The sequence below is a fragment of the Rhodococcus aetherivorans genome, from assembly GCF_011058165.1.
In the GTDB taxonomy this organism is placed as follows: domain Bacteria; phylum Actinomycetota; class Actinomycetes; order Mycobacteriales; family Mycobacteriaceae; genus Rhodococcus; species Rhodococcus aetherivorans.
Genome location: NZ_JAALEG010000018.1, coordinates 55,282 through 79,574, shown reverse-complemented (window position 1 = coordinate 79,574; position 24,293 = coordinate 55,282). Strand labels below are relative to the sequence as shown.

The 24,293-nt window shown below is 71.2% G+C and carries 22 protein-coding genes; 7 read left to right on the top strand and 15 right to left on the bottom strand.

Translation table 11 applies throughout. The features are described 5' to 3' along the window. Positions 1 to 126: 126 nt before the first annotated feature. Positions 127 to 927: a hypothetical protein gene (locus tag G6039_RS10385; protein WP_235194063.1), complete on the top strand. Its 801-nt coding sequence runs from the start codon at positions 127 to 129 to the stop codon at positions 925 to 927. A gap of 41 nt (positions 928 to 968) precedes the next feature. On the opposite strand, the gene G6039_RS10380 is transcribed toward G6039_RS10385, so the two are convergent. Both G6039_RS10380 and G6039_RS10375 read right to left on the bottom strand, forming a co-directional pair. Further along, positions 969 to 2,438, bottom strand: a complete 1,470-nt coding sequence (locus tag G6039_RS10380; protein WP_006936231.1) for an FAD-dependent oxidoreductase — start codon at positions 2,436 to 2,438, stop codon at positions 969 to 971. Positions 2,439 to 2,466: 28 nt separating this feature from the next. Then, entirely contained in the window at positions 2,467 to 3,318 is an 852-nt protein-coding gene (locus tag G6039_RS10375) for an LLM class F420-dependent oxidoreductase (RefSeq protein WP_006936230.1), read from the bottom strand. 160 nt (positions 3,319 to 3,478) lie between these two features. Between G6039_RS10375 and G6039_RS10370 the strand changes: the two genes are divergently transcribed. Next, positions 3,479 to 4,126, top strand: a complete 648-nt coding sequence (locus G6039_RS10370; RefSeq protein ID WP_006936229.1) for a TetR family transcriptional regulator — start codon at positions 3,479 to 3,481, stop codon at positions 4,124 to 4,126. A gap of 48 nt (positions 4,127 to 4,174) precedes the next feature. On the opposite strand, the gene G6039_RS10365 is transcribed toward G6039_RS10370, so the two are convergent. The 6 genes from G6039_RS10365 to G6039_RS10340 form a co-directional block, all read right to left on the bottom strand. Continuing rightward, positions 4,175 to 4,999: a hypothetical protein gene (locus G6039_RS10365; protein ID WP_006946975.1), complete on the bottom strand. Its 825-nt coding sequence runs from the start codon at positions 4,997 to 4,999 to the stop codon at positions 4,175 to 4,177. A 212-nt stretch (positions 5,000 to 5,211) separates the two neighbouring features. Further along, positions 5,212 to 5,349: a methionine/alanine import family NSS transporter small subunit gene (locus tag G6039_RS10360; protein WP_072634473.1), complete on the bottom strand. Its 138-nt coding sequence runs from the start codon at positions 5,347 to 5,349 to the stop codon at positions 5,212 to 5,214. Further along, positions 5,346 to 6,887: a sodium-dependent transporter gene (locus tag G6039_RS10355; protein WP_006946971.1), complete on the bottom strand. Its 1,542-nt coding sequence runs from the start codon at positions 6,885 to 6,887 to the stop codon at positions 5,346 to 5,348. Before G6039_RS10355 ends, G6039_RS10360 begins: the two co-directional genes overlap by 4 nt. Positions 6,888 to 6,986: 99 nt before the next feature. Beyond that, the gene (locus tag G6039_RS10350) at positions 6,987 to 8,144 is read right to left on the bottom strand and encodes a lysylphosphatidylglycerol synthase transmembrane domain-containing protein (RefSeq protein ID WP_006946969.1); all 1,158 of its coding nucleotides are present in this window, start codon (positions 8,142 to 8,144) and stop codon (positions 6,987 to 6,989) included. Beyond that, a complete protein-coding gene (locus G6039_RS31225) occupies positions 8,141 to 9,574 on the bottom strand; it encodes an HAD-IB family hydrolase (protein WP_043799840.1) in 1,434 nt (477 codons plus the stop codon). Before G6039_RS31225 ends, G6039_RS10350 begins: the two co-directional genes overlap by 4 nt. After that, complete coding sequence (locus G6039_RS10340) at positions 9,571 to 11,913, bottom strand: glycerol-3-phosphate 1-O-acyltransferase (RefSeq protein ID WP_043799842.1); 2,343 nt, start codon at positions 11,911 to 11,913, stop codon at positions 9,571 to 9,573. The genes G6039_RS31225 and G6039_RS10340 overlap by 4 nt, the downstream gene beginning before the upstream one ends. A 170-nt stretch (positions 11,914 to 12,083) precedes the next feature. Here G6039_RS10340 and G6039_RS10335 point away from each other — a divergent pair, with 170 nt between their 5' ends. Beyond that, on the top strand, positions 12,084 to 13,565 hold the full coding sequence (locus tag G6039_RS10335) for a bifunctional aminoglycoside phosphotransferase/ATP-binding protein (protein WP_006946959.1): 1,482 nt from the start codon (positions 12,084 to 12,086) through the stop codon (positions 13,563 to 13,565). A 52-nt stretch (positions 13,566 to 13,617) separates the two neighbouring features. Beyond that, positions 13,618 to 14,343, top strand: a complete 726-nt coding sequence (locus G6039_RS10330; RefSeq protein ID WP_006946958.1) for a VIT1/CCC1 transporter family protein — start codon at positions 13,618 to 13,620, stop codon at positions 14,341 to 14,343. Between the two features lie 38 nt (positions 14,344 to 14,381). On the opposite strand, the gene G6039_RS10325 is transcribed toward G6039_RS10330, so the two are convergent. The 3 genes from G6039_RS10325 to G6039_RS10315 form a co-directional block, all read right to left on the bottom strand. After that, a complete protein-coding gene (locus G6039_RS10325) occupies positions 14,382 to 15,275 on the bottom strand; it encodes a universal stress protein (protein WP_029541709.1) in 894 nt (297 codons plus the stop codon). 52 nt (positions 15,276 to 15,327) lie between these two features. Continuing rightward, positions 15,328 to 16,320, bottom strand: coding sequence for a zinc-binding alcohol dehydrogenase family protein (locus G6039_RS10320; RefSeq protein WP_037200556.1), 993 nt, complete (start codon positions 16,318 to 16,320; stop codon positions 15,328 to 15,330). A 102-nt stretch (positions 16,321 to 16,422) separates the two neighbouring features. Beyond that, positions 16,423 to 17,949: a CYTH and CHAD domain-containing protein gene (locus G6039_RS10315; protein WP_043799845.1), complete on the bottom strand. Its 1,527-nt coding sequence runs from the start codon at positions 17,947 to 17,949 to the stop codon at positions 16,423 to 16,425. Between the two features lie 221 nt (positions 17,950 to 18,170). Between G6039_RS10315 and G6039_RS10310 the strand changes: the two genes are divergently transcribed. After that, complete coding sequence (locus G6039_RS10310; RefSeq protein ID WP_006946953.1) at positions 18,171 to 18,704, top strand: flavodoxin domain-containing protein; 534 nt, start codon at positions 18,171 to 18,173, stop codon at positions 18,702 to 18,704. Beyond that, positions 18,694 to 19,701 carry an Acg family FMN-binding oxidoreductase gene (locus G6039_RS10305; protein ID WP_043799846.1) on the top strand — a complete coding sequence of 336 codons (1,008 nt, stop codon included), beginning with the start codon at positions 18,694 to 18,696 and terminating at the stop codon, positions 19,699 to 19,701. Before G6039_RS10310 ends, G6039_RS10305 begins: the two co-directional genes overlap by 11 nt. A gap of 24 nt (positions 19,702 to 19,725) precedes the next feature. On the opposite strand, the gene G6039_RS10300 is transcribed toward G6039_RS10305, so the two are convergent. Beyond that, positions 19,726 to 20,232 (bottom strand): SRPBCC domain-containing protein, encoded by a 507-nt coding sequence (locus G6039_RS10300; RefSeq protein WP_006946948.1) that lies wholly within the window; start codon positions 20,230 to 20,232, stop codon positions 19,726 to 19,728. A 29-nt stretch (positions 20,233 to 20,261) separates the two neighbouring features. Beyond that, positions 20,262 to 21,182, bottom strand: a complete 921-nt coding sequence (locus tag G6039_RS10295) for a pseudouridine synthase (RefSeq protein WP_006946943.1) — start codon at positions 21,180 to 21,182, stop codon at positions 20,262 to 20,264. A gap of 100 nt (positions 21,183 to 21,282) precedes the next feature. On the opposite strand from G6039_RS10295, the gene G6039_RS10290 reads away from it, so the two are divergent. Then, the gene (locus G6039_RS10290; protein ID WP_029541723.1) at positions 21,283 to 22,143 is read left to right on the top strand and encodes a universal stress protein; all 861 of its coding nucleotides are present in this window, start codon (positions 21,283 to 21,285) and stop codon (positions 22,141 to 22,143) included. On the opposite strand, the gene G6039_RS10285 is transcribed toward G6039_RS10290, so the two are convergent. Together G6039_RS10285 and G6039_RS10280 are read right to left on the bottom strand one after the other, a co-directional pair. After that, complete coding sequence (locus G6039_RS10285; RefSeq protein WP_006946940.1) at positions 22,140 to 23,318, bottom strand: site-2 protease family protein; 1,179 nt, start codon at positions 23,316 to 23,318, stop codon at positions 22,140 to 22,142. The genes G6039_RS10290 and G6039_RS10285 overlap by 4 nt on opposite strands. A gap of 2 nt (positions 23,319 to 23,320) precedes the next feature. After that, positions 23,321 to 24,220, bottom strand: coding sequence for a universal stress protein (locus G6039_RS10280; RefSeq protein ID WP_029541725.1), 900 nt, complete (start codon positions 24,218 to 24,220; stop codon positions 23,321 to 23,323). Between the last annotated feature and the right edge of the window lie 73 nt (positions 24,221 to 24,293).

Below are 24,293 nucleotides of genomic sequence, written 5' to 3'. Positions count from 1 at the left end.
CCCCACCCCCACGCGCCCCCAGGTGAGCGAATGTATCGTTCTGTCGGCCTGAAGAGGTGAGCGATACATTCGCTCGGGTGGCTGCGTGCAGTCAGGGTGGGCGGCAGTTCCCTTCTCTACCAAGGGATGACGCTGCAGCCCGACGGTGAGCGTTTCGCGCAGAGTGTGTCGTCGCGCATCGACTACGACCTGCTCGCCACCGAACACTTTCCCCGCGTGGCGCGGACGCTGCGCCTGCAGACCATCCCCGACGATCTGCTGAACCACGAGCGCTACCGCTCGTCGAGGCAATTCCTCGACCGGGTCGCCGAGGAGGGCTTCGAGCCACTCCGTGTGCCGATGCCCATCGACTGGGAGTTCGCCCGGCGGGAGCTGGCCGGCGAACTGGCGCCGTCGTACACCAACGGCGACCTGATCTACGGCGTGAACAACGGCGGCAAGTTCTCCGTCGACGTGACGTACCTGGCGGAGGCCGAGGCGACGGGTCACGTCCGCATCGAGACGCTGCACCGGGTCAACGACATCGAGCGCGGACGGGACGGCACGTGGATCGCGCATACGGACCGGATCTCCATGGACGGTGTGGTACTCGAACGCAAGCGCATCGTCGCCGACGCGCTGTTTCTCGGTGCCGGATCACCGGGTACCACAAGGATTCTCGTCAAGGCGCTCGCGAAGGATCTGATCCCGGATCTGCCCGACGCCGTGGGAACGGGATGGGGCAACAACGGAGACCGCGTGTTCTCGGTGACGACCTCGCTGCTCAGTCCGGGTGCATGGCAGGGCGGTCCCGCGTGCGTCGGCTTCAAGGACCTCGGGAATCCGGCCGGTCCGCTCATGATCGTCACCGGCCCGGTGCCGTTCCCGGCCGACCTGCTTCTGAGCACCCCGAACCGGCCGAATGTCACATGGGTTCGATTCGATTGAACCCATGTGACATTCGGCCACACAACGGGATTCGGGAACGCTCAGTTCTCGGCGGCGGCGGCGACGCCGGCGCGACGGCCGAAGAAGCTGCTGTCCCCGAGCGACGTGCCGCTCGCGTAGCCCCCCGCACACACGCCGGAGGTGCACCGGCCCGCGGCGAACAGGCCCGGGATCGGTTCGCCCGAGACGTGCAGGACCTCCGAGTTCACGGTGGTGCGCAGGCCGCCGAGGGTGAAGCCCGCGGTGCAGTTGCGCAGGTCCAGGGCCGCGACGGGGGTGCCGATCGGCGTGACCCACTCCGGCTTCTTCCCGAGGACGGGATCGGTGCCGGCCGCGGCGTGCCGGTTGTACACCTCGACGGTGGCCTGCAGCGTGCCCTCCGGCAGGCCCATGTCGGATTCGAGTTCGGCGACGGTCTCCGCCGCCCACTTCGGCGGGAACCGGAAGTACGGGGTGGAACTCGTCGTCGTGCAACCTTCCTCGTATGCCGCCTCGTCGATGATCAGGTACGCCTGGTTGTCGTTCTCGAGGAGGGTGAGCTGCCCGATGCGTCCCGGGTAGGTGTCCTCGGGAACGTACCGCTGGCCGCGGCCGTTGACGAGGATGCCGCGCGCCATCAGCTGCGGGTCGGCGAAGAACGCCACCTCGGTGGCGTTCATGTGCGCGAGGTCGGCGCCGAGGGCCTGGGCCATCCGGATGGAGCAGCCGTCGTGCTCCTCGATCGCGGCGCCCGGGCGGCCGATCAGCTGCGGGGCGAACGAGGTGACCATGGCCTCGTTGTAGGCGAAGCTGCCGGTGGTGAGCACGACGCCGCGCCGCGCCCGCACGAAGACCTCGTTCCCGTACTTCTTGGCGGCGATCCCGACGACCCGGTCCGTGTCGTCGACAATCAGCCGCTGCGCCCGGATGTCGAAGACGGATGTCACGCCGAGGGATTCTGCCGTCTCGGCGAGCGGCTTCATCAGCATGTACCCGCCGCCCTGCTCACCGGTGCGCTTGTTGCTCATCTGCGGCACATGGCCGCGCGGGGCGGGTGTGGCGATCTCGTTGAACGGCGCGGAGTTCTCGCCCCCCGAGTACATCAGACCGTCGTCACCGGGGATCTCCCATCCGGGCTCGCCCCAGAACGCCGGTTTGAAGACCACTCCGTTGTCGGTGAGCCAGTGGTAGTGCTCGACGCTGCCGTCGCAGTATTCCGAGATCTTGGCCTCGTCGGCGCCGGGGCCGAGAGCGGCGAGCATGAATCTCTTCATGTTCTCCGGGGTGTCCTCGAACCCGAGCTCGCGCTGCAGCGGGGTGCCGCCGCCGAGGTAGACGATTCCCCCGGACAGGGAGGCGGCACCGCCCCAGCCGCCGGTGCGTTCGAGGATCAGCACGTCGGTGCCGGCCCGCGCGGCCTCGATGGCGGCCGAGACGCCGGCGATTCCGTAGCCGGCGACGACGACGTCGGCTTCGTGGTCCCAGGCGGTGACCTCTGCGGCACGGAGCGGGCGGAAGGGAGCTGTGGTCATGGAGGTGTTTCCTTCTCGGTCGTGACCGTCAGCGGGTCGGTTCCAGCGTGGCGGCGAGCTTGTCCAGGTAGGCGAGGATCTCGTCCTCCGAGCGGTCGGGCAGGCCGAACATCGCTTCGGTCACGCCGAGGTCGCGCCACTGCTGGAGCTTGGCGGGGTCGGGCCGGCCGGCGAGGACGACGATCTCCGGGGCGCCGGCGCGGCCGGCCTCGGCCCAGGTGGCGCGCAGCCGCTCGACGTTGTCGTCGATGTCGCGTTCGATCGGGGTGGTGATCCAGCCGTCGGCGGAGCGGGCGATCCACGCGAAGGTGCGCTCGGTGCCGCCCGCGCCGATCAGCACCGGTGGGCGGGGCTGCTGGATCGGCTTGGGCCAGGCCCAGCTCGGGCCGAACGAGACGAACTGCCCGTCGTAGGAGGCTTCCTCCTCGTTCCACAGCGCCTGCATCGCCTCGAGGTATTCGCGCAGGGCGGTACGCCGCTTGCCGGGAGGTACGCCGTGGTCGGCGAGTTCCTCGGCGTTCCAGCCGAAGCCCGCGCCGAGGACGACGCGCCCGCCGGAGAGGTGGTCGAGGGTCGCGACGGTCTTGGCCAGCGTGATGGGGTCGTGCTCGAGGGGCAGGGCGACCGAGGTGCCCAGCCTGATGGTCGAGGTGACGGCCGCGGCGAGTCCGAGGGCGACCCACGGGTCGAGCGTGCGGCGGTACCGGTCGTCGGGCAGCGTCGCGTTGCCGGTGCCGGGGTGTGCGGATTCGCGGCGCACGGGGATGTGGGTGTGTTCGGGGACGTAGAACGCGTCGAAGCCGCGTTCCTCGGCCGCTCGGGCGGCCCTCTCGGGCCGGATACCGCGATCGCTGGTGAACAGGGTGATGCCGTGACGCACGGAAGCTGCCTCCCTACTTGTCGGGTCCCCGCAACTGTAACGCGTTCTAGTGATTGGTGGAACCCGTTCCAGACACCTGTCCATTTTTTCGGTCAGGTCCCGGCGCCGGCCCGGGGAAGGCGCACTACGCTGGCGGGCAGGCGTACGAAAGGTGAGGACGATGGCGGAGCCGAGTGCAGCATCCCGAACGAAGGCGCGGTCCGCTTCGCTTCTCGGCGCGGACCTGAAGCCGGCCCAGCGCGCCCGCTACCTGAGGATCATCGAGGCCGCGAAGGAACTGGCCTCCGAGGGCGGATACGACGCGGTCCAGATGCGTGCCGTCGCCGAACGGTCGGGCGTGGCGCTGGGCACCGTGTACCGCTACTTTCCGTCCAAGAACCACCTGCTGGTGGTGGCGATGGTGCTGCTGTTCGAAGATCTGAGCAACAGGTTCGGCGACACCGACATCCCCGGCGACTCGGCTCACGAACGGATCATGTCGGTGCTGCACGGCTACATCGGCCGGCTCGAGAGCGACCACAACCTCTACGACGCGCTCGTGCGTGCGGCGATGTTCGCGGACGCCTCGTCGTCGGCCGAGCTCGACCGGCTCGGAGCGATCATCACCGGGATGTACGCCCGGGCGGCCGGGGTCGAGGTGGTCAGCGAGCAGCTCCTCAACGCGGTGCACGTGATCGCGGACGTGTGGATGTCGAACCTGGTGAGCTGGGCCGCCGGTCGGGCCACGGCGGATCAGGTGATGGCGCACATGGACAGCGTGGTGCGGCTCGTGTTCGACCGGCTGGAGAAGCTGCAGGCGATCGGCTGACGCGGCCGTCGCGTCCGGGGCGCGCATGCGCGCCCCGGACACGACGGATCAGGCGGGAACCTCCACGATGCCCACGGTCGGGAGGAAGAAGCACGACGTCTCGCCGTTCTGCACCGTGCCGAACACGGCGGCCAGGACGGTTCCCGAGCCGGTCGCGACCGGTGCCGCGCGGACTCCGCCGAGCGGGACCGCGCCGGCGAAGAAGTTCTGTACCGCGGCGGCGACGAGGGGCTTGGCGAACTCGGGCAGGCCGCCGGGAACGGCGAGGGCTGCGGCCTCGGCGATGGTGCCCATGGGCACGAATCCGCCCTGGAAGGTGTTGACGTTGAACCAGGCGACCTGCATGCCGGTGGTGTTCCCGCTGTCCTTCTCGACGCCCATGGGCACGAAGGCGAACAGGGTTTCGCCGGGATCGACGGCATTGACGGGACCGACCATCGGGATGTTCAGGTTGGGCCAGGGGCCGGGAGCCGCGCCGGCGACGGCGGGGGCGATACCGAGCGGCAGGCTGCCGCCCTCGGTGCAGAAGGGCGCGCCGGTGGGGTAGAGGAACGGTTCGATGCCGAGGCCGCGCAGGAACTCCACGGCGTCCTCGTAGGCGGAGAGCGGCGAGTTCTCGGCGACGTCGGTGGCACCGCCGCGGGCGGAGCCGATGGCCTCGGCGGCGGCGAGCGCGAGCGCATCGGCGCCCGGCTGGGCCCGGAGCGTCTCGAGGGCGCCGAGGAGCGGGTCGGGCGCCGGCGCCGCGGCGACTGCGGGGTCCGCGGGGGGTTCGGCGGCCGCGACGGTCGGCAGCGCCAGAGCAGCGGCCACGGTGAGGGAGGCTGCGGCGGTGAGCCGGCGCAGCCTGCGCCGGGTGGTCCTGGTGGTCATGCTTCGCTCCTGTACGTGGTCGGAACCGGAACACCCCCCGCCCCGGAGTCGTGCGACGGCTCCGGGGCGGAGACCCATGGGTCTGGTGTTACTCGTGTGACTCATGGTGTTGGTGGGATCTAGCAGACCACAGGAAGAACAGACCGGCCAGTCCGGCGCGGCGTGGCGTTATTCAAACGAAACGAGTTGTGGCCGGTTCGAGACCGGACATTTCAGTCGTGGTGGGGTTCAACCGGCGTCTGCCCCGACGTCTCGTCCGGATTCCGGCGCAGATGCAGCAGGCTGACGGTGAGACCGCCCCACACCAGCCCCAGCGCGACGAGCATCATCCCGATCGCAGATCCACTCACAGTCTCTCTCCCGCTTCCGTCGATTCGGTATGCGCCAGCTCGGCGTCGGTCAGGCCCCACGGTGCGAAGGACAATGCCACCGCGATCACGATCACCAGCGCCTGCACGCCCCACCCGAACGTCATGACGAGTGCATCCGGCAGGTCGTTGTAGCCCTCCCGGCTCCGATCAACGATCTCGCTGATCAGCATGTAGCCGAGCACGATGGGTGTGAGGACGCCGGCGAAGACCCGCCAGAGCAGGCCTACCCGGAACGACGACACCGAGTTCAGGTGGTCCTGCAGTTCGGGCAGCCGGCGCAGCCCCCACGCGAGCACCACGAGCGTCGCGAAGGCGACCCCGACGATGCCGAACTGGTTGGCGAAGCGGTCGACCACGTCGAGGGTGTTCAGGCCGGTGGTGGTCGGGAACAGCAGCAGCGAGGTGACGCTTGCGACGCCACCGACGATCAGGACCGCCGGCACGCGGGTGAGGCCGGTCTTGTCCTCGACGGCCGACACGCACACCTGGATGATGCTGATCAGCGACGTGAAACCCGCGAAGACGAGCGAGCCGAAGAACAGCAGGCCGAACAGGGAACCACCCGGCATCTCCGAGACGATCGTCGGGAACGCGATGAACGCCAGCCCGATACCGCCGCTGACCACCTCGTCGACGGCGACGCCCTGCGCCTGTGCCATGAAGCCGAGCGCCGAGAACACGCCGATTCCGGCGAGGATCTCGAAGCTCGAGTTCGAGAAGCCGACGACGAGACCGGAGCCCGTGAGGTTGGTCCGGTGCTTGAGGTACGACGAGTAGGTGACCATGATGCCGAACGCGACGGACAGCGAGAAGAAGATCTGCGCGTAGGCGGAGATCCACACCCCGGTGTCGGTCAGCGCCGACCAGTCCGGCCGGAAGAACGCGTCGAGACCGGTGGCGGCGCCGTCGAGGGTCAGCGCCCGCACCACCATGCCGGCGAACAGCACCAGCAGCAACGGCACGAAGAACCGGTTCGCCGCGCCGATGCCGCGCTGCACGCCCAGACCCAGGATGACGAGCACCACGAGCCAGATCCCGAGCAGCGGCCACGCCACGCCCGGGACGAAGTCGAGGCCGAACGTGGCGTCCGCGTTCATCTGCAGGAAGTCCTGCAGGAAGAAGGTCTCCGCGTCGTCGCCCCATGCCTGCGTGGCCGAGAAGAACGTGTAGCGCAGCGCCCACGCGATGATCACCGCGTAGTACACGCCGATGACGAAGCAGATGCCCACCTGCCACCAGCCGAGGCTCTCGGTCGCGCGCTTGAGGCGGTGGAACGCCAGCGGCGGCGACCCGCGGAACTTGTGACCGATCGCGTAGTCGACGAACAGCAACGGGATGCCCGCGGTCAGCAGGGCCACCAGATACGGCACGATGAACGCACCGCCGCCGTTCTCGTACGCGATGTACGGGAAACGCCAGATGTTGCCCAGCCCGACCGCCGAGCCGATGGCGGCGAGAATGAACACCGACCGGCCGGACCAGACCTCTCTCTTGCGCACCGCTGCGTCCTCTGTCACTGACGTACCTTTCCTCGGTTACAGACTGTCGACGCTAGCGCCCCCGCGGCTGCCTCGCGGCTGATCCGGGAGGGCGGACGCGGTGTGTCGGAGCGGAGCTCAGTCCCGCCACAGTTTGTCGAGTTCCGGACCCGGTTCCTCGTCCGGCGGGGCGCCGCGGTAGCGCAGGGCGAAGATCACCCAGCCGATCGACGCGATCATCAGGAAGCTCACGAGCCGGTATACGACGACGGCGGCCAGGGCCTGCGCGCCGGTCATCCCGCTGGCCGTCAGCGCGGGCACGAGCACGGCGTCCATCACCCCGAGCCCGGCCGGCAGGAGGGGGATTGCGCGGCTGGCGGCGGTACCCGCGGCGTACGCGACGGCGATGCCGGCCAGGCTGGGCTTGCCGCCGATCGCGTACGCGGCGAAGGCGAGGCACGCACCGTCGCACAGCCAGTTGAACAACGACCAGCCGAACGCGCGCGCGGCGTGGGTGCGGTCGAGCTGGACCGCCTGGAGCTGCGCCACGATCCGCTTCCAGGCGCGGGCGCCGGCCCGCGCGGGCTTCTTGCGCAGGCGGTTCACGCCGCGCAGCGCGATGATGCCGATCGACTCGAACGCATCCGGCCGGCTTGCCGCGTACTGCACGAGCACCACGAACGCCGCGAATCCGCCGAGGGAGAAGATGAGCGAGAACGGGTTGGTGGTGGCACCGACGAGCAGCGCGCCGACCAGACCGAGCAGCGCCAGGCCCGCGGCCTGCAGCAGACCGGCCATCACCAGCTGCCAGGTGGAGACGACGGGGCTGGCCCCCCACTTGCGCATCTGCCGGTAGGTGAAGGTGGTGGCCACCACGGGTCCGCCGGGCAGGGTCACGCTCATCGAGTTCGCCGCGTACGCCACCGACAGGGACTGGCGCTGCGTCACGGTGACCCCGGCCGCGGACAGCAGGGTGCGCTGTACCCGGGCAAAGCTCGACATCTCGGTCAGCGCGGCCAGGATCGCCGCGCCCACCCACCACCAGCGCAGGTCGCCGAGGCTGCCGACGCTGGTCTTTAGTTCCGGCCAGACGAGAACGACCTCCACGGTGAGGACGACGACGAGCACGAGGCCGAGCAGCCACTTGAGGCGCCGGCGCCGGGTCGGCGACATTCCGCCGTTGCCGTTGCCGTTGCCGTTGCCGTTGCCGTTGCCGTTGCCGTTGTCTCTTCCGTGGCTCGGGGTGTGGTCGTGTTCGCCCACGGACGCGCCCCCGTTCTCACCCGCATCGGTCATGTGGTCGTGGGCCAGTTCGCCAGCGTCTTCCGGTACAGGTCCTCGACCTCCGCGACCCGTGTGCCGAGCTCCTCGAGGGTCCAGTCGCTCACGTCGACGGGATCGAGGACCACCACGTCGACGGTTCCCGGCCGCAGCACCGTGGAGTGCTTCCACAGCACCTCCCCGGCGTTGCGGATCACCACCGGCACGATCGGCACGCCCGCCTGCATCGCGATGTGGAACGCGCCCTTCTTGAACCGGCCGATCTCCGGGGTCAGGGAGCGGGTGCCCTCCGGCGCGATGATCACCGAGGTGCCCTCGCGCAGCGTGTCGACCACAGGACCGAGTGCGGCCTTCGCCTGCTCGGTGTTGGCCCGGTCCACGAACGCCGCACCGACGAAGCGGAGCACCAGCCCGAACAGCGGGTCGCTGGCCATCTCCTTCTTCGTGACCCCCGTGAAGCTGTGCCGCAGCACCCGCGCCATGATCACCGGATCGAGCTGGCTCTGATGGTTGAAGATGAACACCGCGGGGCGATGTGACCAGGCGTTGGCCTCGTTCCGAATGTTCACGTCGATGCCGGCGAGCGCGAGGGGCACCTCGCCGGTGAGGGTGGCGATCGAGTCGAGCGCCACCTTCTTGTTGCGGTTGAGCAGGCCGAGGCCGACGCCCGTCCACACCGAGCCGAACAGCCCGCCGTACGCCGCGAGGGTGCGGATCACCTCCTTGGTGCCCGGCGTTCCGCGCGGCCTGAATCGCAGGATCGGCCAGCCTTGCTCGGCGGCGGTGCGCTCGAGGTTCCGGTCCGGATTGGTCGGCGTCGGATTGCCCATCGTGGCGAGGAAGTCGGCGTCCTCGCCCCCGTTGGAATACGTGTAGCTCTGCTCGCGATCGATGTTGTTCGCCTCCGCGAACGCCACTACGGCCTGCGCTTTACCGCTGCGCCACAACGACTTCCCGTCCACACGGCCCGTGAGCACCCCGTCGCGCACCTCGAGGGGGCTGAATAGGACGTGCTCGACGCCGAGCGCATCCGCCGTCGCCTGGATCTGGTAGCGCGACGCCGAGGACGCGATCACCACCGTGTGCCCCGCCGCCTGATGCGCCCGGATGAGCTGCCACGCCTCGGGATAGATGTGGCCGGCGATCGTGGAGGCGAACAGCCGGCGCCCGATCTCGTACAGCTCCTCCTCGGTGTGCCCGCCCCACGCCTTGAACGCCACCGCGACGAACCGCTCGAAGTCCGCCTCGGTGTCGTGGCCGCGCAGGCCGTTGAGCATGGTTGCGGCGAGTTCGGCGGCGCCGACCTTCCCGGCGAGCAACCGGTCGCGGAAGAAGTGCAGACCGGAGAAGCCGTGGACGATGGTGCCGTCGAAGTCGAAGAATGCCGCGATCTCCGGACCCTTCGGCCCGGTACGCACGCGCTCGAGCGCTTCCTCGAGGATCACCGCTCCGCCTTTCTGTTGGATACGTCGAGAGACTCGGCGAGCCGGACCCGCTCACCCACCGCCAGCAGCTGTGCCGCGAACTCCTCCCGCTTCTGCCGAATCTCCTCGCCCCCACGTTCCAGCAGCCCGCGGTTGGCGGCAAGCTGTAACGCCGTCGTGAACAGTTCCGACGAGACCGATTCGGGTCCGAACAGCCGGCCCTGCAGCAGCATCTGCCGGCCGACCGCGACGCACTCGTCCAGGAACGCCTTGCGGTCGACCTGCAGGGACGGGTCGCGCCGCGCGAGCCGCTCGGCGACGACGAGCTGCGCGTCGAAGAAGGACCGCAGAGCTCGGTGCACCATGAAGAACCCGGTTTCGAGGAGCGCGGCCAGCGCGAGTTCCACGTCCGGCAAGGCGTTGCGCCAGGACGGCATCAGCAGGGCGATCTCGTCGCGCATGTCGGCCTCGAACCGGTCCCGGTCGGGGAAGAAGAACTCGAACTTGAGCAGGTCGCGCGCCGCCTTGGCCTCCTCCCACGCCGCCCGCACCGGGTCGAGGCCCGGATTGGCGTGCGCGTGGAGGATGGCCAGCTCCATCAGGGCACGGTTGACGAACCAGTGCACGCCGCTGTTGCGATAGAACGCCGCGACCAGGTGCTGCCCGGGCTGGATCGCGTAGACCGGCTCGTCCCCGCCGGCGTAGGTGGTGACCACACCGGCATCGCTCAGCGAGGCGAGGACGTTCGCGAGGCCGCCCTCGATGTCGAGGACGCCGAGTTCGCCCTGGGGTATCCCGCGGGCGTCGATGTACCGGCGCACCGGCGCGATCACCGCCCGCACCTCGTCCAGGGTCAGCGCCCGGTCCCGGACGCCGAGCAGAGCGAGGGTGACCAGGCAGTTCACCGTGACCGGGGTGTGGCAGTTGATGCCCACGGCCACCTCGAACGCGACCTTCTGCAGCGCCTTGCGGCTGCGCTCGCTCCCGGGCTCGGCCGGCTCCCCGGACAGCTCGGGATCCCCGCTCGTGGTGAGCTGCGAGCGCATCGACAGCGGTTCGCCGAACCGCACGTACACGTTGCCCGCACGGCGCCGCTGATTGCGCGCGTACCGGGCCAGCCAGGCCAGGCCCTCGGGCTTCTTCTGGGCGCCCGTCTGTTCGGCCGCGACGGCCGCGACCTCGGCGAGCCCCTCGTAGGTGATGGACACCGGCACGAGCATCGCGTCCTCGACCCGGCCGCTCCGGATGGCGTTGGCCACATAGTTGAGCAGGCCGTAGCGGGGCGCGCGGAGTTTGCCGGTGCGGGTGCGGCCACCCTCGAAATACCATTCGAGGTTGAACCGCTTGGTCAGCAGATACGCGAAGTACTCCTCGAGCGCCGCCTTGTAGACGGCGTCGTCGCCGAAGCTACGGCGGATGAAGACGGTGCCGGTGCGCCGGGCGATCGGGCCGATCGGCCAGAACGTCAGGTTGGCGCCACCCATGAGGTGATTCCGCGGAAAATCGTTCCGGGCCAGCACGTCGCCGAGCACGAACGCGTCCGCGTAGGACCGGTGCGACGGCAGGAACACCAGCGGATACCGCCGGTTGACGTCGCGCAGGCTCCGCAGCCCGGATTCGTCGGCGTGCACGGTCCACGCCGCGGAGTGCAGCGGGCGCATCATCTCGGTGAACAGGTCGGTCACCAGCCGGGACTGGACGGCGACGAGTTCCCCGAGGGCGGACGTCGCTCGTAACCGGACCTCCTCGGGCGCGATGTTGTGCTCGGTGCTGATCGCGTCGAGCCGCCGCCGGAACGACGCCGAATCCATGATCTGCTCCGCCACCAGCCTCGGCACCTTGTACCGGTCGCCGATGACGGCACGCTCGGCCCGGTCGAGGCCCACCACCGCGCGGTGCGTCACGAACCGGGCGAACGACTCGGGTGCCGGATCGCCGTCCTCGGCCAGGTGCCGGGCCCGCAGCTCGCTCAGCCGCGCCGGCTCGGCGAGAACGATCCGATACCGGTCGGGGGACCGCCCGACCAGCCACTTCTGCAGGAGCCGGTTCGGACTGCGCGGGTTGGTCAGCGCCACGACGTCGGAGAACCGGACCCGGCGCTCGCCGTCCCGGGCCTCCGGCAGCCACACCACCCCGACGGGGAGCACGAGGGGATCGTCGTCCCGGTTCACGAGATCGCGCGCGAGCCGGCGCGGGTCGAGTTCCATCTCCTCGACCGGTCCGTCGGCGCGGTACTCCTTCGGCACCCGGTCCGACCGCAGCCAGCTCGCGATCAGCTTGCGCTCGATCGGTGTCGTCGTCTCGGCGACGACCACCGTCGGTTGTCTCCCGGATTCCGAGCCTCGCCCGTTCGTGCTCATGTCACCCCATTCCCGGATAGCCCGAGTGAAACGTACCGCGTCTCCGGCACCGGCTCCGGTGCAACCACACGAGAGACCTTCGGCACTTCTGCCGGCGCGCGATCCGGTCCACCCTGAGGCAAGGTGGGCAGCGTACCGACGTTCGACAAGCCTCATCGGGGAGGAACTCCGTGACCGGCACCGACCGATCCGAACCCGCATACGCGGCGATCCGCGAGACCCACACCTCGGTGGTGTTCTTCGTCGGGGGCCGCGTGCACAAGCTCAAGAAGCCACTCGATCTCGGGTTCCTCGACAACCGGACCCGGCAGGCGCGGGAGCGGGCCTGCCACCGTGAGGTCGAACTCAACCGGCGTCTCGCCCCGGACGTCTACCTCGGCGTCGCCGACGTGCGCGGGCCCGACGGGCAGGTGTGCGAGCACCTCGTCGAGATGCGCCGGCTGCCCGACGACCGGCGGCTCGCCGCGCTGGTGCAGCGGGGCGAGCCCGTCGCCGGGGTCGTCACCGCCGTCGCGCGGCAGGTCGCGGCCCTGCACGCCGCGTCGCCGCGCGATCCGGCCATCGACCGGTGTGCCACGGCGCAGTTCCTCGACGGATTGTGGCGCGAGAGCCTCGACCACCTCGACCGCCTGCCCGTCGGGGCCGAGGCCGGCGACGCGCTCACCGCGATCCGGGACATGGCCGGCCGCTATCTCGCGGGCCGCGGACGGGTGCTCGACGAGCGGATCGCCGCCGGGCGGGCCGTCGACGGCCACGGTGATCTGCTCGCCGACGACATCTTCTGCCTCGACGACGGCCCCCGGATCATCGACTGCCTCGAGTTCGACGACCGGCTGCGCTACGGCGACGCCGCACTCGACATCGCCTTCCTCGCGATGGATCTCGAACGGCTCGGCGGCGAGGCGGCGGCGCGGCAGCTGCTGCCCGCCTATGCCGAGTTCTCCGCCGACGCGTTCCCGCCGTCGCTGATGCACCATTACATCGCGTACCGGGCCGTGGTCCGGGCCAAGGTCGCCGCGCTGCGGCACGAACAGGGTGACGAGCACTCGCGCGCCGGCGCGCTCGCGTTCCTGGACCAGACGCGGCGCAACCTCGACCGGGGCCGGGTCCGCCTCGTCGTCGTCGGAGGTCTGTCCGCCACCGGCAAGACCACCGTGGCCCATCTCGCCGGGCAGCACCTGGGTGCGACCGTGCTGCGCAGCGACGTGGTCCGCAAGGAACTGGCCGGTCTCGCCCCGACCGCCGATGCGACCGCCGCCGTCGGTGCCGGGCTCTACAGTGCCGCCCACACCGACGAGACCTACGGGGAGGTGCTGCGCCGCGCCGCCGTCGCGCTCACCCACGGCGAGTCGGTCGTGCTGGACGCGACGTGGCTCACCGAGGCTCGTCGCGCGGCGGCGCGTGCGGTTGCGGCCGCCGCGACCGCCGACCTCGTCGAGATCGAGTGCCGGGCGGACCCGGCGGTGCTGGTCCGCCGCATCGTGGCCCGGCGCGAGCGGGGCGACGACGCGTCCGACGCCACGCCCGCCGTCCTGGACGAGCAGCTGCACGTGCGCGACGAGTGGCCCACGGCTCGCGTCGTGGACACGAGCGACGGCGCCCTCCCCGATGCCGCGTGGCTGGAGCGGGAACTCGGTCCGGGACCGTGGTGAGGACAGGCTCGCATTGCTACCGCGGCGCGCGGAATCGCCCTAGCCTGGCGGCATGTCGACCGATCCTTCCCTCAATCACGCCGATGTCGAGCCGCACTCCGGAGGCATCTCGGCGAAACTGAACTGGCTGCGCGCCGGCGTGATGGGCGCGAACGACGGAATCGTCTCCACGGCCGGCCTCGTCGTCGGTGTGGCCGCCGCCACCACCGACGAATCGACGATCCTCACAGCGGGTTTCGCCGGGCTCGCGGCCGGCGCGGTGTCGATGGCCCTGGGGGAGTACGTGTCGGTCAGCACGCAGCGTGACACCGAGCGGGCGCTGCTGCACAAGGAACGTCGCGAGCTCGAGGAGATGCCGGACGCCGAACTCGAGGAGCTGACCGCGCTGCTCGAGGGCAAGGGAATGTCGAGGGCGACGGCGCGCTCCGCGGCGAAGGAGATGACCAAGCGCGACGCGCTGGCCGCGCACGCCGAGGTCGAACTCGGCATCGATCCCGAGGCGCTGGCCAATCCGTGGGCCGCGGCGTTGTCGTCGGCGGTCTCGTTCACAGTCGGCGCCCTCGTGCCGCTGCTCGTGATCGTGCTGCCCCCGGCGAGCTTGCGGATCCCCGTCACGTTCGTGTCGGTGCTCGTGGCGCTGGCCCTGACGGGTTCGGTCAGCGCGTGGCTCGGCGGCGCGCGCCGCGGCCGGGCGACGTCCCGCGTGGTGATCGGCGGTGCGCTCGCGATGATCGTGACGTACGCGGTGGGTATGGCGTTCGGGACCGTGACGGCCTGAGCCGGTGCCGCCCGGCGACGGGCGGCACCGGCCGGTGGTCATTTCTTGCGGCTGATCATGATCGGGCAGGGCGCGTTGTGCAGCAGGTTCTGGCTCACCGACCCGAGCAGTGCCCCGGTGAACTGGCTGCGGCCGTGGCTGCCCACCACGACGAGCTGTGCGTCCTCGAGCTGGCGCAGGATCACCTTCGCGATGGGGCCCCGGTCCACGACGCGGCGGACCTCCACGTCGGGGAACTTCTCGTGCCAGCCGGCGAGAGTCTCGGACAGGACCGCGGATTCGGACTCACCCACCGCCTCCCAGTCCACCAGCGTCGCGACCGTGCCGACGCCGAGGGCGGCGTCCCCGATCCAGGAGTGCACCGCGACCAGCGGCACACCGAACAGCGAGGCGTACTCGAAGGCGTGCCCGACCGCGGCCGTCGACAGCTCGCTGCCGTCGACGCCGACGACGATGGGCCGGGTGTCCGGCAGCGGTCGTGCTGTGTCGCCGCGCCACACCACCACCGGGCACGGGGCGTGGTTGGCCACGCGCAGCACGGTCGAGCCGAGCAGGAAGTTCTCCACGGCGTTGGCACCGGTGGCGCCCATCACCACGAGGCGGGCGTCCTCGGCGGCCTCGAGCAGTGAGTTGGCGGCGGGGCCCGGACCGATGAAGCTCTGCACCTCGAGATCCGGATGGTCGGAGCGGAGCACGTCGGTGACGTTCGACAGGATCGCTTCGCCGTCCTCCCGGAGCTGGTCGACCATCTGCGCCTGGATGAGCACCGCGGCCTCGCTGTAGAAGATGCCCTCGCTGGGCAGCGAGTGCACCAGGTGCAGGGGCGCTCCGAGACGAGCGGCGAGGGCGGCCGCCCACCGGGCCGCACTCGTGGCGACGGCGGAACCGTCCACGCCCGCTACGACGGCATTCCGGTTGGCAAGTGTGCTCATTCGATCTCCTTCTCGGTGCATTCTCCGCGCTCGGGGGCGCATATCGAGTGTTTCACGGAACCAGGACCGCCGCGCCGCCGAAACGCCCCGCGGACAGGTCCTCGAGCGCGCGGTCGGCACGGTCGAGCCCGTACGCGGTGGTGGTGACGCGCAGGCGGTGTTCGTTCGCGAAGCCGAGGAACTCGTGGGCGTCGGAGCGGGTGTTGGCCGTGACGCTGCGCACCTGGCGTTCGCGGAACAGGTGCTGCTGGTAGTTCAGCGGGGGCACGTCGCTGAGGTGGATGCCGGCGACGGCGAGCGTGCCGCCGGCGTCCAGTGCGGCGAGGGCGGTGGGCACCAGTTCCCCGGCGGGGGCGAACAGGATCGCCGAGTTCAGCGGCTCGGGCGGCTCGTCGTAGGCGCCCTGCGCGGAGGCCGCGCCGAGTTCGAGGGCGAGCCGCCGGGCGGTCTCGCCGCGGGTCATGACGTGCACGCGGGCACCCCGGGCGAGGGCGACCTGCGCGGCGAGGTGGGCGCTGCCGCCGAAGCCGTACAGGCCGAGCACGCCGCCGTCCGGAACCTCGGCGCGCAGCAGCGCCCGATAGCCGATGATGCCGGCGCACAGCAGGGGGGCGAGTTCCGCGTCGGCGTACCCGGACGGCAGTGGCAGTGCGAAAGCGGAAGGGACGGTGGCATATTCGGCGTAACCGCCGTCCGCGTCCCAGCCCGTGTAGGTGGAGTTCGGGCACAGGTTCTCGTCCCCGCGCAGGCAGTACCGGCACCGGCCGCACGTGCTGCGCAGCCACGGGATGCCCACCCGGTCGCCTACCCGGTGCTCGCCGAGGTCGCCACCGACCACCTCGCCGACGACCTCGTGGCCGGGGACGACGTGCGGCCGGTGCACCGGCAGGTCGCCCTCGCTCACGTGCAGGTCGGTACGGCACACCCCGCACGCGAGGACACGCACCAGCAGTTCCCCGGGCGCCGGTTCGGGAATCGGTTCCCGGACCGGCCGCAGCGGATGCTCCGCCGCGGGGCGTGGGATGTCGACACGCCATGCTCGCATCTCTTCAGGGGTGCTCATGCGCGCCTCCTTCCGTCGTCCGGGCTCAGCATGCCCTTTCTCGGCGGTGGTCGGCCAGGGGACAAGGACCCGGTCGGCAGTGGTTCACTTCCACAGCGGTTTCGCCGCCCGCCGCGCCCGCTTCCACGCGCGTTCGAGCTGCGCGACCTGCGCTTCACCGATCTCGAGTTCGCGCTGGTAGGCGATCCCGAGGCCGAAGCTCGACTCGGCGGTGTGGTCTTGCTCGGAGACCATGTCGAGCAGGTGCTCGCGGGCGACCACCGAGTCCTGGAATTCGCCGAGCAGATCCTGGAAGTCGTCGAAGTGATCGAGGGCGCGCTGGGCGCGCTTGCGATGCAGCGGCCGCAGCACCTCGATGGCGTAGCGCATCCGCTTGGCGCCCTTGCGGGCCCGATGGACGAGTTCGTCCCGCTCGGCGTGCGTGGCTGCCTCCCCGGCGTTGCGGACCCGGCGCGAGACCTTCTTCGCGAGGCGGGCGAGGGCGCGGTCGAGGTCCTTCGGGCGAACCTGTCGTCGCTGCTCGCCGGGACCGGATCCGACTGCCCCCCTCGCCAGCCCGTCGATCAGTGCGTCGAGCGAACCCAGCAGGGCCGCGTAGCGGTCCGAGTCGAGGGTGCCGACGGCCTCGAGCCGGGCCGCGTCCGACCGGGCGGAGAAGTACTCGTCGATGCGGGCGCGGATGGCCTCGCGCTGCGCTTCCACGGGCACCTCCGCGACGCGGTCCACGATTCGCTCCCACTGCACCTCGAGGTCGCGCGAGGGGCTGAGTTTCCTTCCCGTCCAACGTAGTTCGTCGACCAGGCTGTCGTCGATCGCGAAGGTTCCCGCATACGTCTGCAGGGCACTGCGGATCCGGCGCAGGGCCTTGCGCATGCTGTGGACGGCGTCCGGGGCGTCCCGGCGCACGCCGATCTCGGCGAGCTCGAGGGTGCGCAACTCGCCGCGCAGGTAGTCGCGCAGGTGCCCGGCCGGGCCGGGCACCGGCTCCTCGGTGGGCAGCAGATCGGCGAGCGCCCGATGCAGCTTGGAGGGATTCGGGGCCCGCTCGATTCCGGCGGCGGTCAGCCGATCCTCGACGGCATCGAGCAGATCGGTTCCGGCCGAGGCGAGCTCGACCTCGATCTCGCGCCACCGCTGCGGCTCGCTGCCCTCCCCTCGGGTCGCGACGACGTCGTCGACGACGATCTCGGCGAGGGCCCGCCCCTCGTCGTCGATCAGGCGGTGGCGCCACCGCTGCGTGTTCAGCACCGCCGCGAGCGCGACGGGACGCGCACGGCGCACCCCGTGCAGGAGGGCGAGCAGTTCGGCCGGTGGCCGGGCGGTGTCGTCGCCGAGGGGGAAGCGCACCTCGGTCCGGGTGTCCGTGCCGGCCGGGAGCTTCACGTGCCAGCCGGCGTCGTGACCCCCCTCGCGGCGGCGCAGGGTGATCCCGGCGCGCAGCAGTCGCAGATCGTCGGTGTCGTAGTACCGCGCCGACAGCTGCTGAAGGTCGGGTTCGGGGTGTGCGGCGACGCCGGGCAGGCCCGACAGGTCCGGCAGCTGCTGCGCGTGCCCGACCGCGTACTTGCGTTCCGATTCCTGAACCGCGTCGATCCTGGGCGGCGTGGTCATGCGATCCGACTCCTGTTCCGGCGGTTGCCCTGCGTGTCCTCGTCGCGCTCGTCGGCGGCGTTCGTCAGACCACTCTGCCACCCCGGCACCGACCTGTGCCCGTCGCACGTGATCGCCGCATCGGCCCGGCTGCGGCCGGCCCGGGAGCGGGGCCCTTCGACTCTGTCCGACCGCGTGCCCGTCGGGCGATCATCGAATAACCTGGGCCGGGGAGGACACAGATGAGGATTCTGGTGACGGCGGCGAGCAGGCACGGCTCCACCACGGAGATCGCCACGGCGCTCGCGGCCGCCCTGCGCGACAAGGGAGCGCACGTCGACGTAGTCGCGCCCGAGCAGGTCGACGCCGTGGACGGCTACGACGCGGTGGTCCTCGGCAGCGCCGTCTACCTCGGGCACTGGTTGCATCCCGCCAAGACCTTCGTCGATCGGCACGCCGGCGCGCTGCGGGAGCGCGCCGTGTTCCTGTTCTCCTCGGGCCCGATCGGCGACCAGGACCGCCCCGTGAACAGGCCGTACGACGCCTCCCTGGCGACGGAGCGCACGGGCGCGCGCGAGCACCGGATGTTCGCGGGGAAACTGGATCCGGAGGTGCTCGGCGCCGGCGAACGCGTGGTTGCCCGCATGACCGGAGGACGCACCGGAGACTTCCGGGACTGGGACGCGATCGGGACCTGGGCCGCGCAGATCGTCGAGTCCGTGGAGCGGCATGCGGTCGAGTCGAGCGGCTGGGGGAGAGACAACGATGGTTACTGAGATCCGGCCGGACACCGCGGCGATCCGGGATGCGGTCGAGTCGGCGTGCCGGGCGCCGTCCCTGCACAACAGCCAGCCGTGGCGTTGGGAGTGGACGGGCGAACGGCTCGAACTGTATGCCGTCGCCGAGCGCATGCTCGGCCACACCGATCCGAGCGGCCGGCAGCTGGTTCTCGGCTGCGGAGCGGCGCTGCACCACGCCCGCGTCGCGCTGTCCGCCGCGTCGTGGATCCCCACCGTGACCCGGCTTCCGGATCCGTCGCGACCGGACCTGCTGGCCGTTCTCGACTTCGACCGGCCCCACACGGTCGACGCCCGTGACGCCGCCCTCGCCCTCGCGATCGGCGCCCGGCACACCGACCGGCGGCCGTTCGCGGCGCCCACGACCCTGCGCGAGAGCCTGGTGGATCTGGAGAACGCCGCCCGCCGGGAGGGGGCGTCGCTGTCGATCCTCGACGCCGAGGCCCGCTCGGACCTCGCGCGGGCGTCGGAACTGAGCGCGGCGATCCGCGAGGGCGACGAGGCCTACCGGCAGGAGCTGGCCTGGTGGACCGGTCGCGCGGAGCCCGGCGACACGGGCGTGCCGGCGTCCGCGCTGCTCGACGACGAGGCCGCCGGGGACATCGATGTGGGACGGCGGTTCCCCACGGGCGCAGGAACTCTGGACACTGCGCAGCCGAAGGCGGACGCGTCGGCGCTGGCGGTGCTCAGCACCCGGGTCGACGAGCGGATCGACTGGCTGCGGGCGGGGGAGGCGATGTCCGCGGTACTGCTCGAGGCCACCGCGGCGCATCTGGCGACGTGCCCGCTCACCCACGTGACGGAGATCGAGGCCAGCCGCGGCATCGTGCGCACGGCGACGGCGCGGACCGGGGAGGTCGCGGGATTTCCCCAGGTGGTGATCCGGTTGGGGGCCCGCAGCGCGCGGGGACTGCCCACCACGTCGCGACGTCCGGTCGACGAGGTCTTCGTCGACCGGAGCGGACGGGACGGATAGCCGCCGGCAACCGGCCGAGTGGGATCAGTCGGACGGGTTGCGGTACTTGTCGGCGAGTTCCCGGGCGCGTTCCCACGGCGACCAGTTCACGTCCCGGCCCTCCAGCTGGGCCTCGAGCACCTCGAACCCGGCGTGCCAGTCGGCGCCGTGCGCGTAGGCCGAGTCCTCGTCCTCGACGGTGTGCGTGAGCGTCAGCCAGCAGCCCCCGGACCCGTCCGGCACCAGTTCCCAGTGCAGGACCTCGGCGTCCCACATGTACTCGAGGATGCGCCCGGGATGCACGGAGATGACGGTCCCCGTGGCGGTGTGGTCGGCGGGCAGCCCGAGGCGCTCGGCCTGCTGCTCGGTGGCATGGAAGACGAGCTGGGCACCGGGGGTGAGATCCAGTTCTACGCGGGCCGGGAACCAGGCGCGTAGGTACTCGGGGTCGGTGATGACCCGCCATACGCGGTCCGGGGGATGGGCGAAGGCGTGCTGGAAGCGCAGGGCGACGCGGCCGTCGTAGGTGCGCGAGACGGTGCCGTTATCCATGGGGTCCTCCAAGACGTGAGCCCGTGCGATCAACGGGGTCCTGGTGTGCTGTGCCTCCATGCTGCCAGGTTTCGGGCGCTGGCGAAGCGGGTCCGTCGACCTGTATACGGATCGTCGAACTCCACCGCGCGGGCCAGCAACTGCAGTGGTCGTGAATAGTCTTGGGGCGCAACGTCATATACATCGGGATACAGGTTGTCCCCGAGGATCGGCAGGCCGAGCGAATTCATGTGCACACGCAACTGGTGCGTCTTGCCGGTGCGGGGCAGCAACCGGTAACGGCCCAGCCCGGCGTCCGTTTCGAGCAGTTCGACGCGGCTGAGGGCGTTGATCTCACCCCGCACCTCCCGCGCCTGCAACACGCCGCGCTCCTTGACGATGCGGCTGCGCACCTCGCGCGGAAACCGCATCCCGGGCACGTGCCGGGCCACGGCCTCGTACTCCTTGTCGACCCGGCGGGCATCGAAGAGCGACTGGTAGGCCCGGCGCGCACCGGCGTGGACGGTGAAGACCAGCACGCCCGCCGTGAGCCGATCGAGCCGATGGGCCGGGCTCAGCTCCGGCAGGTCGAGTTCCCGGCGCAGCCGCACCAGCGCCGTCTCGGCCACCCACGACCCACGCGGTGTCGTCGCCAGGAAGTGCGGCTTGTCCACCACCAGCAGATGCTCGTCGCGATGCAGGACAGCGATCTCGAACGGCACCCGCTCCTCGACCGGCGGATCGCGGTACAAGTACACGAATCGACCTGCCGCGTACGGGGTGTTCCCGGTGATCGCCGCGCCGGCACCGTCGACGACCTCACCGGCCGCGACCTTCTCCTGCACGCGCGCCGCGTCGGCGGGGAAGCGCGCCAGCAGAAACTCCGCCACCGTCGCCCAGGAGCCGCCGTCGGGCAGGCGCAGGCGGGTCGGATTCAGGCCGTCGCGGACGGGCAGCGGGGCACGGCGCACACCCGCACGGTAACTGTTTCCGCCAACCGACCGCGCGGCGACCGCAGGATGGCGACACTGGTGGCGGAAGAACCGGACGGAACGGGACAAGGAGCGGGCGATGAATGATGCGCCGATCGTGGTCGGGGTCGACGGATCGGCGCCGGCGCGCGCCGCGCTGCGGTGGGCGGCCGGCGAGGCCGTCTCCACGGGGGCGCCGCTGCTGCTCGTCTCCAGCGCGAACGCCGGCGGGATCGGCGCCTCGTCGCCGTTCGTCGACGAACTGCGATTCACCGCGCGACGGAACCTGGCGTCCGCCGCGGAGACCGTGGAACGCGAGCACCCCGAGCTGTCCGTACGCACCGAACAGTCGAGCCTGGTGGCCGCACAGGCGCTGCTCGGGTATTCCGGTCGGGCACGGATGCTCGTCCTCGGCCGGCGCGGTCTCGGCGAGTTCACCGGCGGACTGGTCGGATCGGTGACCTCCGCGGTGGTCGCGCACGCGCACTGTCCCGTCGCGGTGATCCCCGGGCCCGACGAGAGCGGACGGGGCGCGGACGGCCCCGTCGTGGTCGGTGTCGACGGCTCGCCGGCGAGCCTGCACGCCCTCGACGTCGCGTTCGAGGCCGCAGACCGCTACAAGGCGCCGCTGGTGGCGGTGCACGCATGGTCCGACCGAGACCTCGTCGACGTCGTCGCCGGCACGCCCGGAGCCACCTGGGAGGACGTCGACCAGCAGGAGAGCGTCGTGCTCGCCGAGTCCCTCGCCGGCCGCACGCAGGACTATCCGAACGTCGACGTGGAACGGGTCGTCGTGCGGGACCGCCCGGTGCGCCACCTGCTCGAGCGGGCGGAGAACGCCCGGCTGCTCGTCGTCGGCAGCCGCGGCCGCGGCGGCTTCGAGGGCATGCTGCTCGGCTCGACGAGCCGGGCGCTGCTGCACACGACGCCGTGTCCGCTGCTCGTGGTCCGGCGCGACTAGGGAGACCCGGGTCGGGTCTGCTCGTCCGGCGGCGGTGTGCGGCGGATGGGCAGGCCCAGCGCGCTGCGATCGCAGGCCCGCACCAGGTCCGTCGCCGTGACGATGCCGACCAGTCGTTCGCCCGACACGACGGCCACGAGGTCGAGCCCCGGCCGCAGCAGCACCCGGCTCGCGACCTCGGCGAGCGACGCGTCGGCGGGCACCCGCGCCGCCGCGGGCAGCGGCCGGGCCCGGTCCGCGACGGCGACGACCGTGCGCTCGCCCTCCGGGACGGGCGTCAGGTCGGACAGCGACACCACCCCGGTGGGCCGGTGGCCGTCGTCGACGACGGGGAAGACCCGGTGGTGCGAGCCGCGGGCCGCGACGGCGAGGAGCTGCGCTACGCTCCAGCGCGCGGGGGCGGCCACCGGCGACGGCGTCATGACGTCGCCGACCCGGGTGTCGCCGAGCTGATGCCGTAGCGACGCGTTCGCGAGCTCGGCGTTGGCCGCGGTCCGCAGGAACCAGCCGAGGAGCATCAGCCACAGGCCGCCCGCGCTGCCGAGGGCGAGCGTCTCGGCGGCGCCGAGCAGGATCAGCGCCAGCCCGACCGCGCGGCCGGAGCGCGCGGCGCCGCTCGCGGCCGCGAGGCGGTCGCCGGTGCGGCGCCACAGCACCGCCCGCACGACCCGTCCGCCGTCCAGCGGCGCACCCGGCAACAGGTTGAACACGGCCAGTACCAGGTTGGTCGCGCCGAGCCAGCCGATCGTCGCGGTCACCAGCTCCGGGACGGGCGGGCCGAGGAACGAGGCCGCCGCCAGCGCGACGACGCCGATCCCGACGCTCGTGAGCGGTCCGGCCAGCGCGATACGCAGATCGGCTTTCGGGTTCGGGGGTTCGTCGCGCAGCTCGGAGACGCCGCCGAGCAGCCACAGCGTGATCCCGTCCACCCCGACTCCGTAGCGGCCCGCCACCACCGAGTGCGCAAGTTCGTGGGCGAGCAGCGACACCAGCAGGCCTACCGCCGCGGCGACGCCCGCGATCCAGAACTGTGCGGGGCTCGGACCGCTGATCCGGGCGGGCAGGATCGCCCCGGCAAGCAGCCACGACAGCAGCCCGAGCGTCGCGAGCAGCGACCAGTGGGCCCGGATCTCTATCCCCGCGACCCGGCCGAGCCGGATCGATCCGCGCAGCATCGTCACACCCCCGGACGGCAGATCATGGTCGGGCACGGCGCGTGGTGCAGCAGCGCCTGACTCGTCGAGCCCAGGAGCAGGCCGCCGAGCAGTCCCCGGCCGTGGCTGCCGACGACGCTCAACTGAGCGTGCGTCGCCAGCCGCAGCAGCAGGTGCCGGGCGCCGATCTGCTCGACGATCTCGGTGACCGGCACGTCCGGGTACCGCTCGCGCTGCCCGGCGATGCACTCGGACAGCAACGCCGTCTCCTCGGCCTCGACGACTGCCCAGTCGATCAGTTCGAGCGCCGAGGTGCGGCCCGCCACCTCCCCGGCACCCCACGCGTGCGCGGCGAGGACGCCGACCCCGAGCGCCGCGGCCATGTCGAACGCGGCGGTGACCACCGGGCCGGCGTCCTCGCTGCCGTCGATGCCGACCAGCACCGGCCGGCGGTCCGTGCCCGGTTCGGGGACCGGATCGCCCCGCCAGAGCACGACCGGGCAGGTGGACCGGTTGGCGACCCGCAGCGCGGTGGAGCCGGTGAGCAGCGAACCGAGCGCACCCGTGCCGGTGGCTCCGAGCACGAGCATCCGGCTGCGGTCGCCGTGTTCGAGCAGCGCCAGGTCGGGTGGGCCGTCATGGACGGTTGTGACCACCTCGAGATCCGGGTGCCGCCGGTGCAGCGCCGCCGCGGTGTCGTCGAGCAGTTCACGGCCGATTTCGGCGAGGCGCTGGGTGTATTCGGTCCGCGCGCGCAGCGCGGCGTCACTGAAATAATTCCGGGGGCCCGGCAGCGAATGGACGAGCTGCAGGTTCGTGCCGAGCCGCGCGGCGACGGCTGCGGACCAGGTCGCAGCCTGTTTCGCGGCGTCGGAGCCGTCGATTCCGACGGTGACCGGCCGCCTGCCGAGGTCGCTGCTCATTGCGCCTGCCTTTCGGTTCGGCTTTGCTCGATAACGATTATGTGCAAGCCTCGTACAGGCCGACGTGGACCTC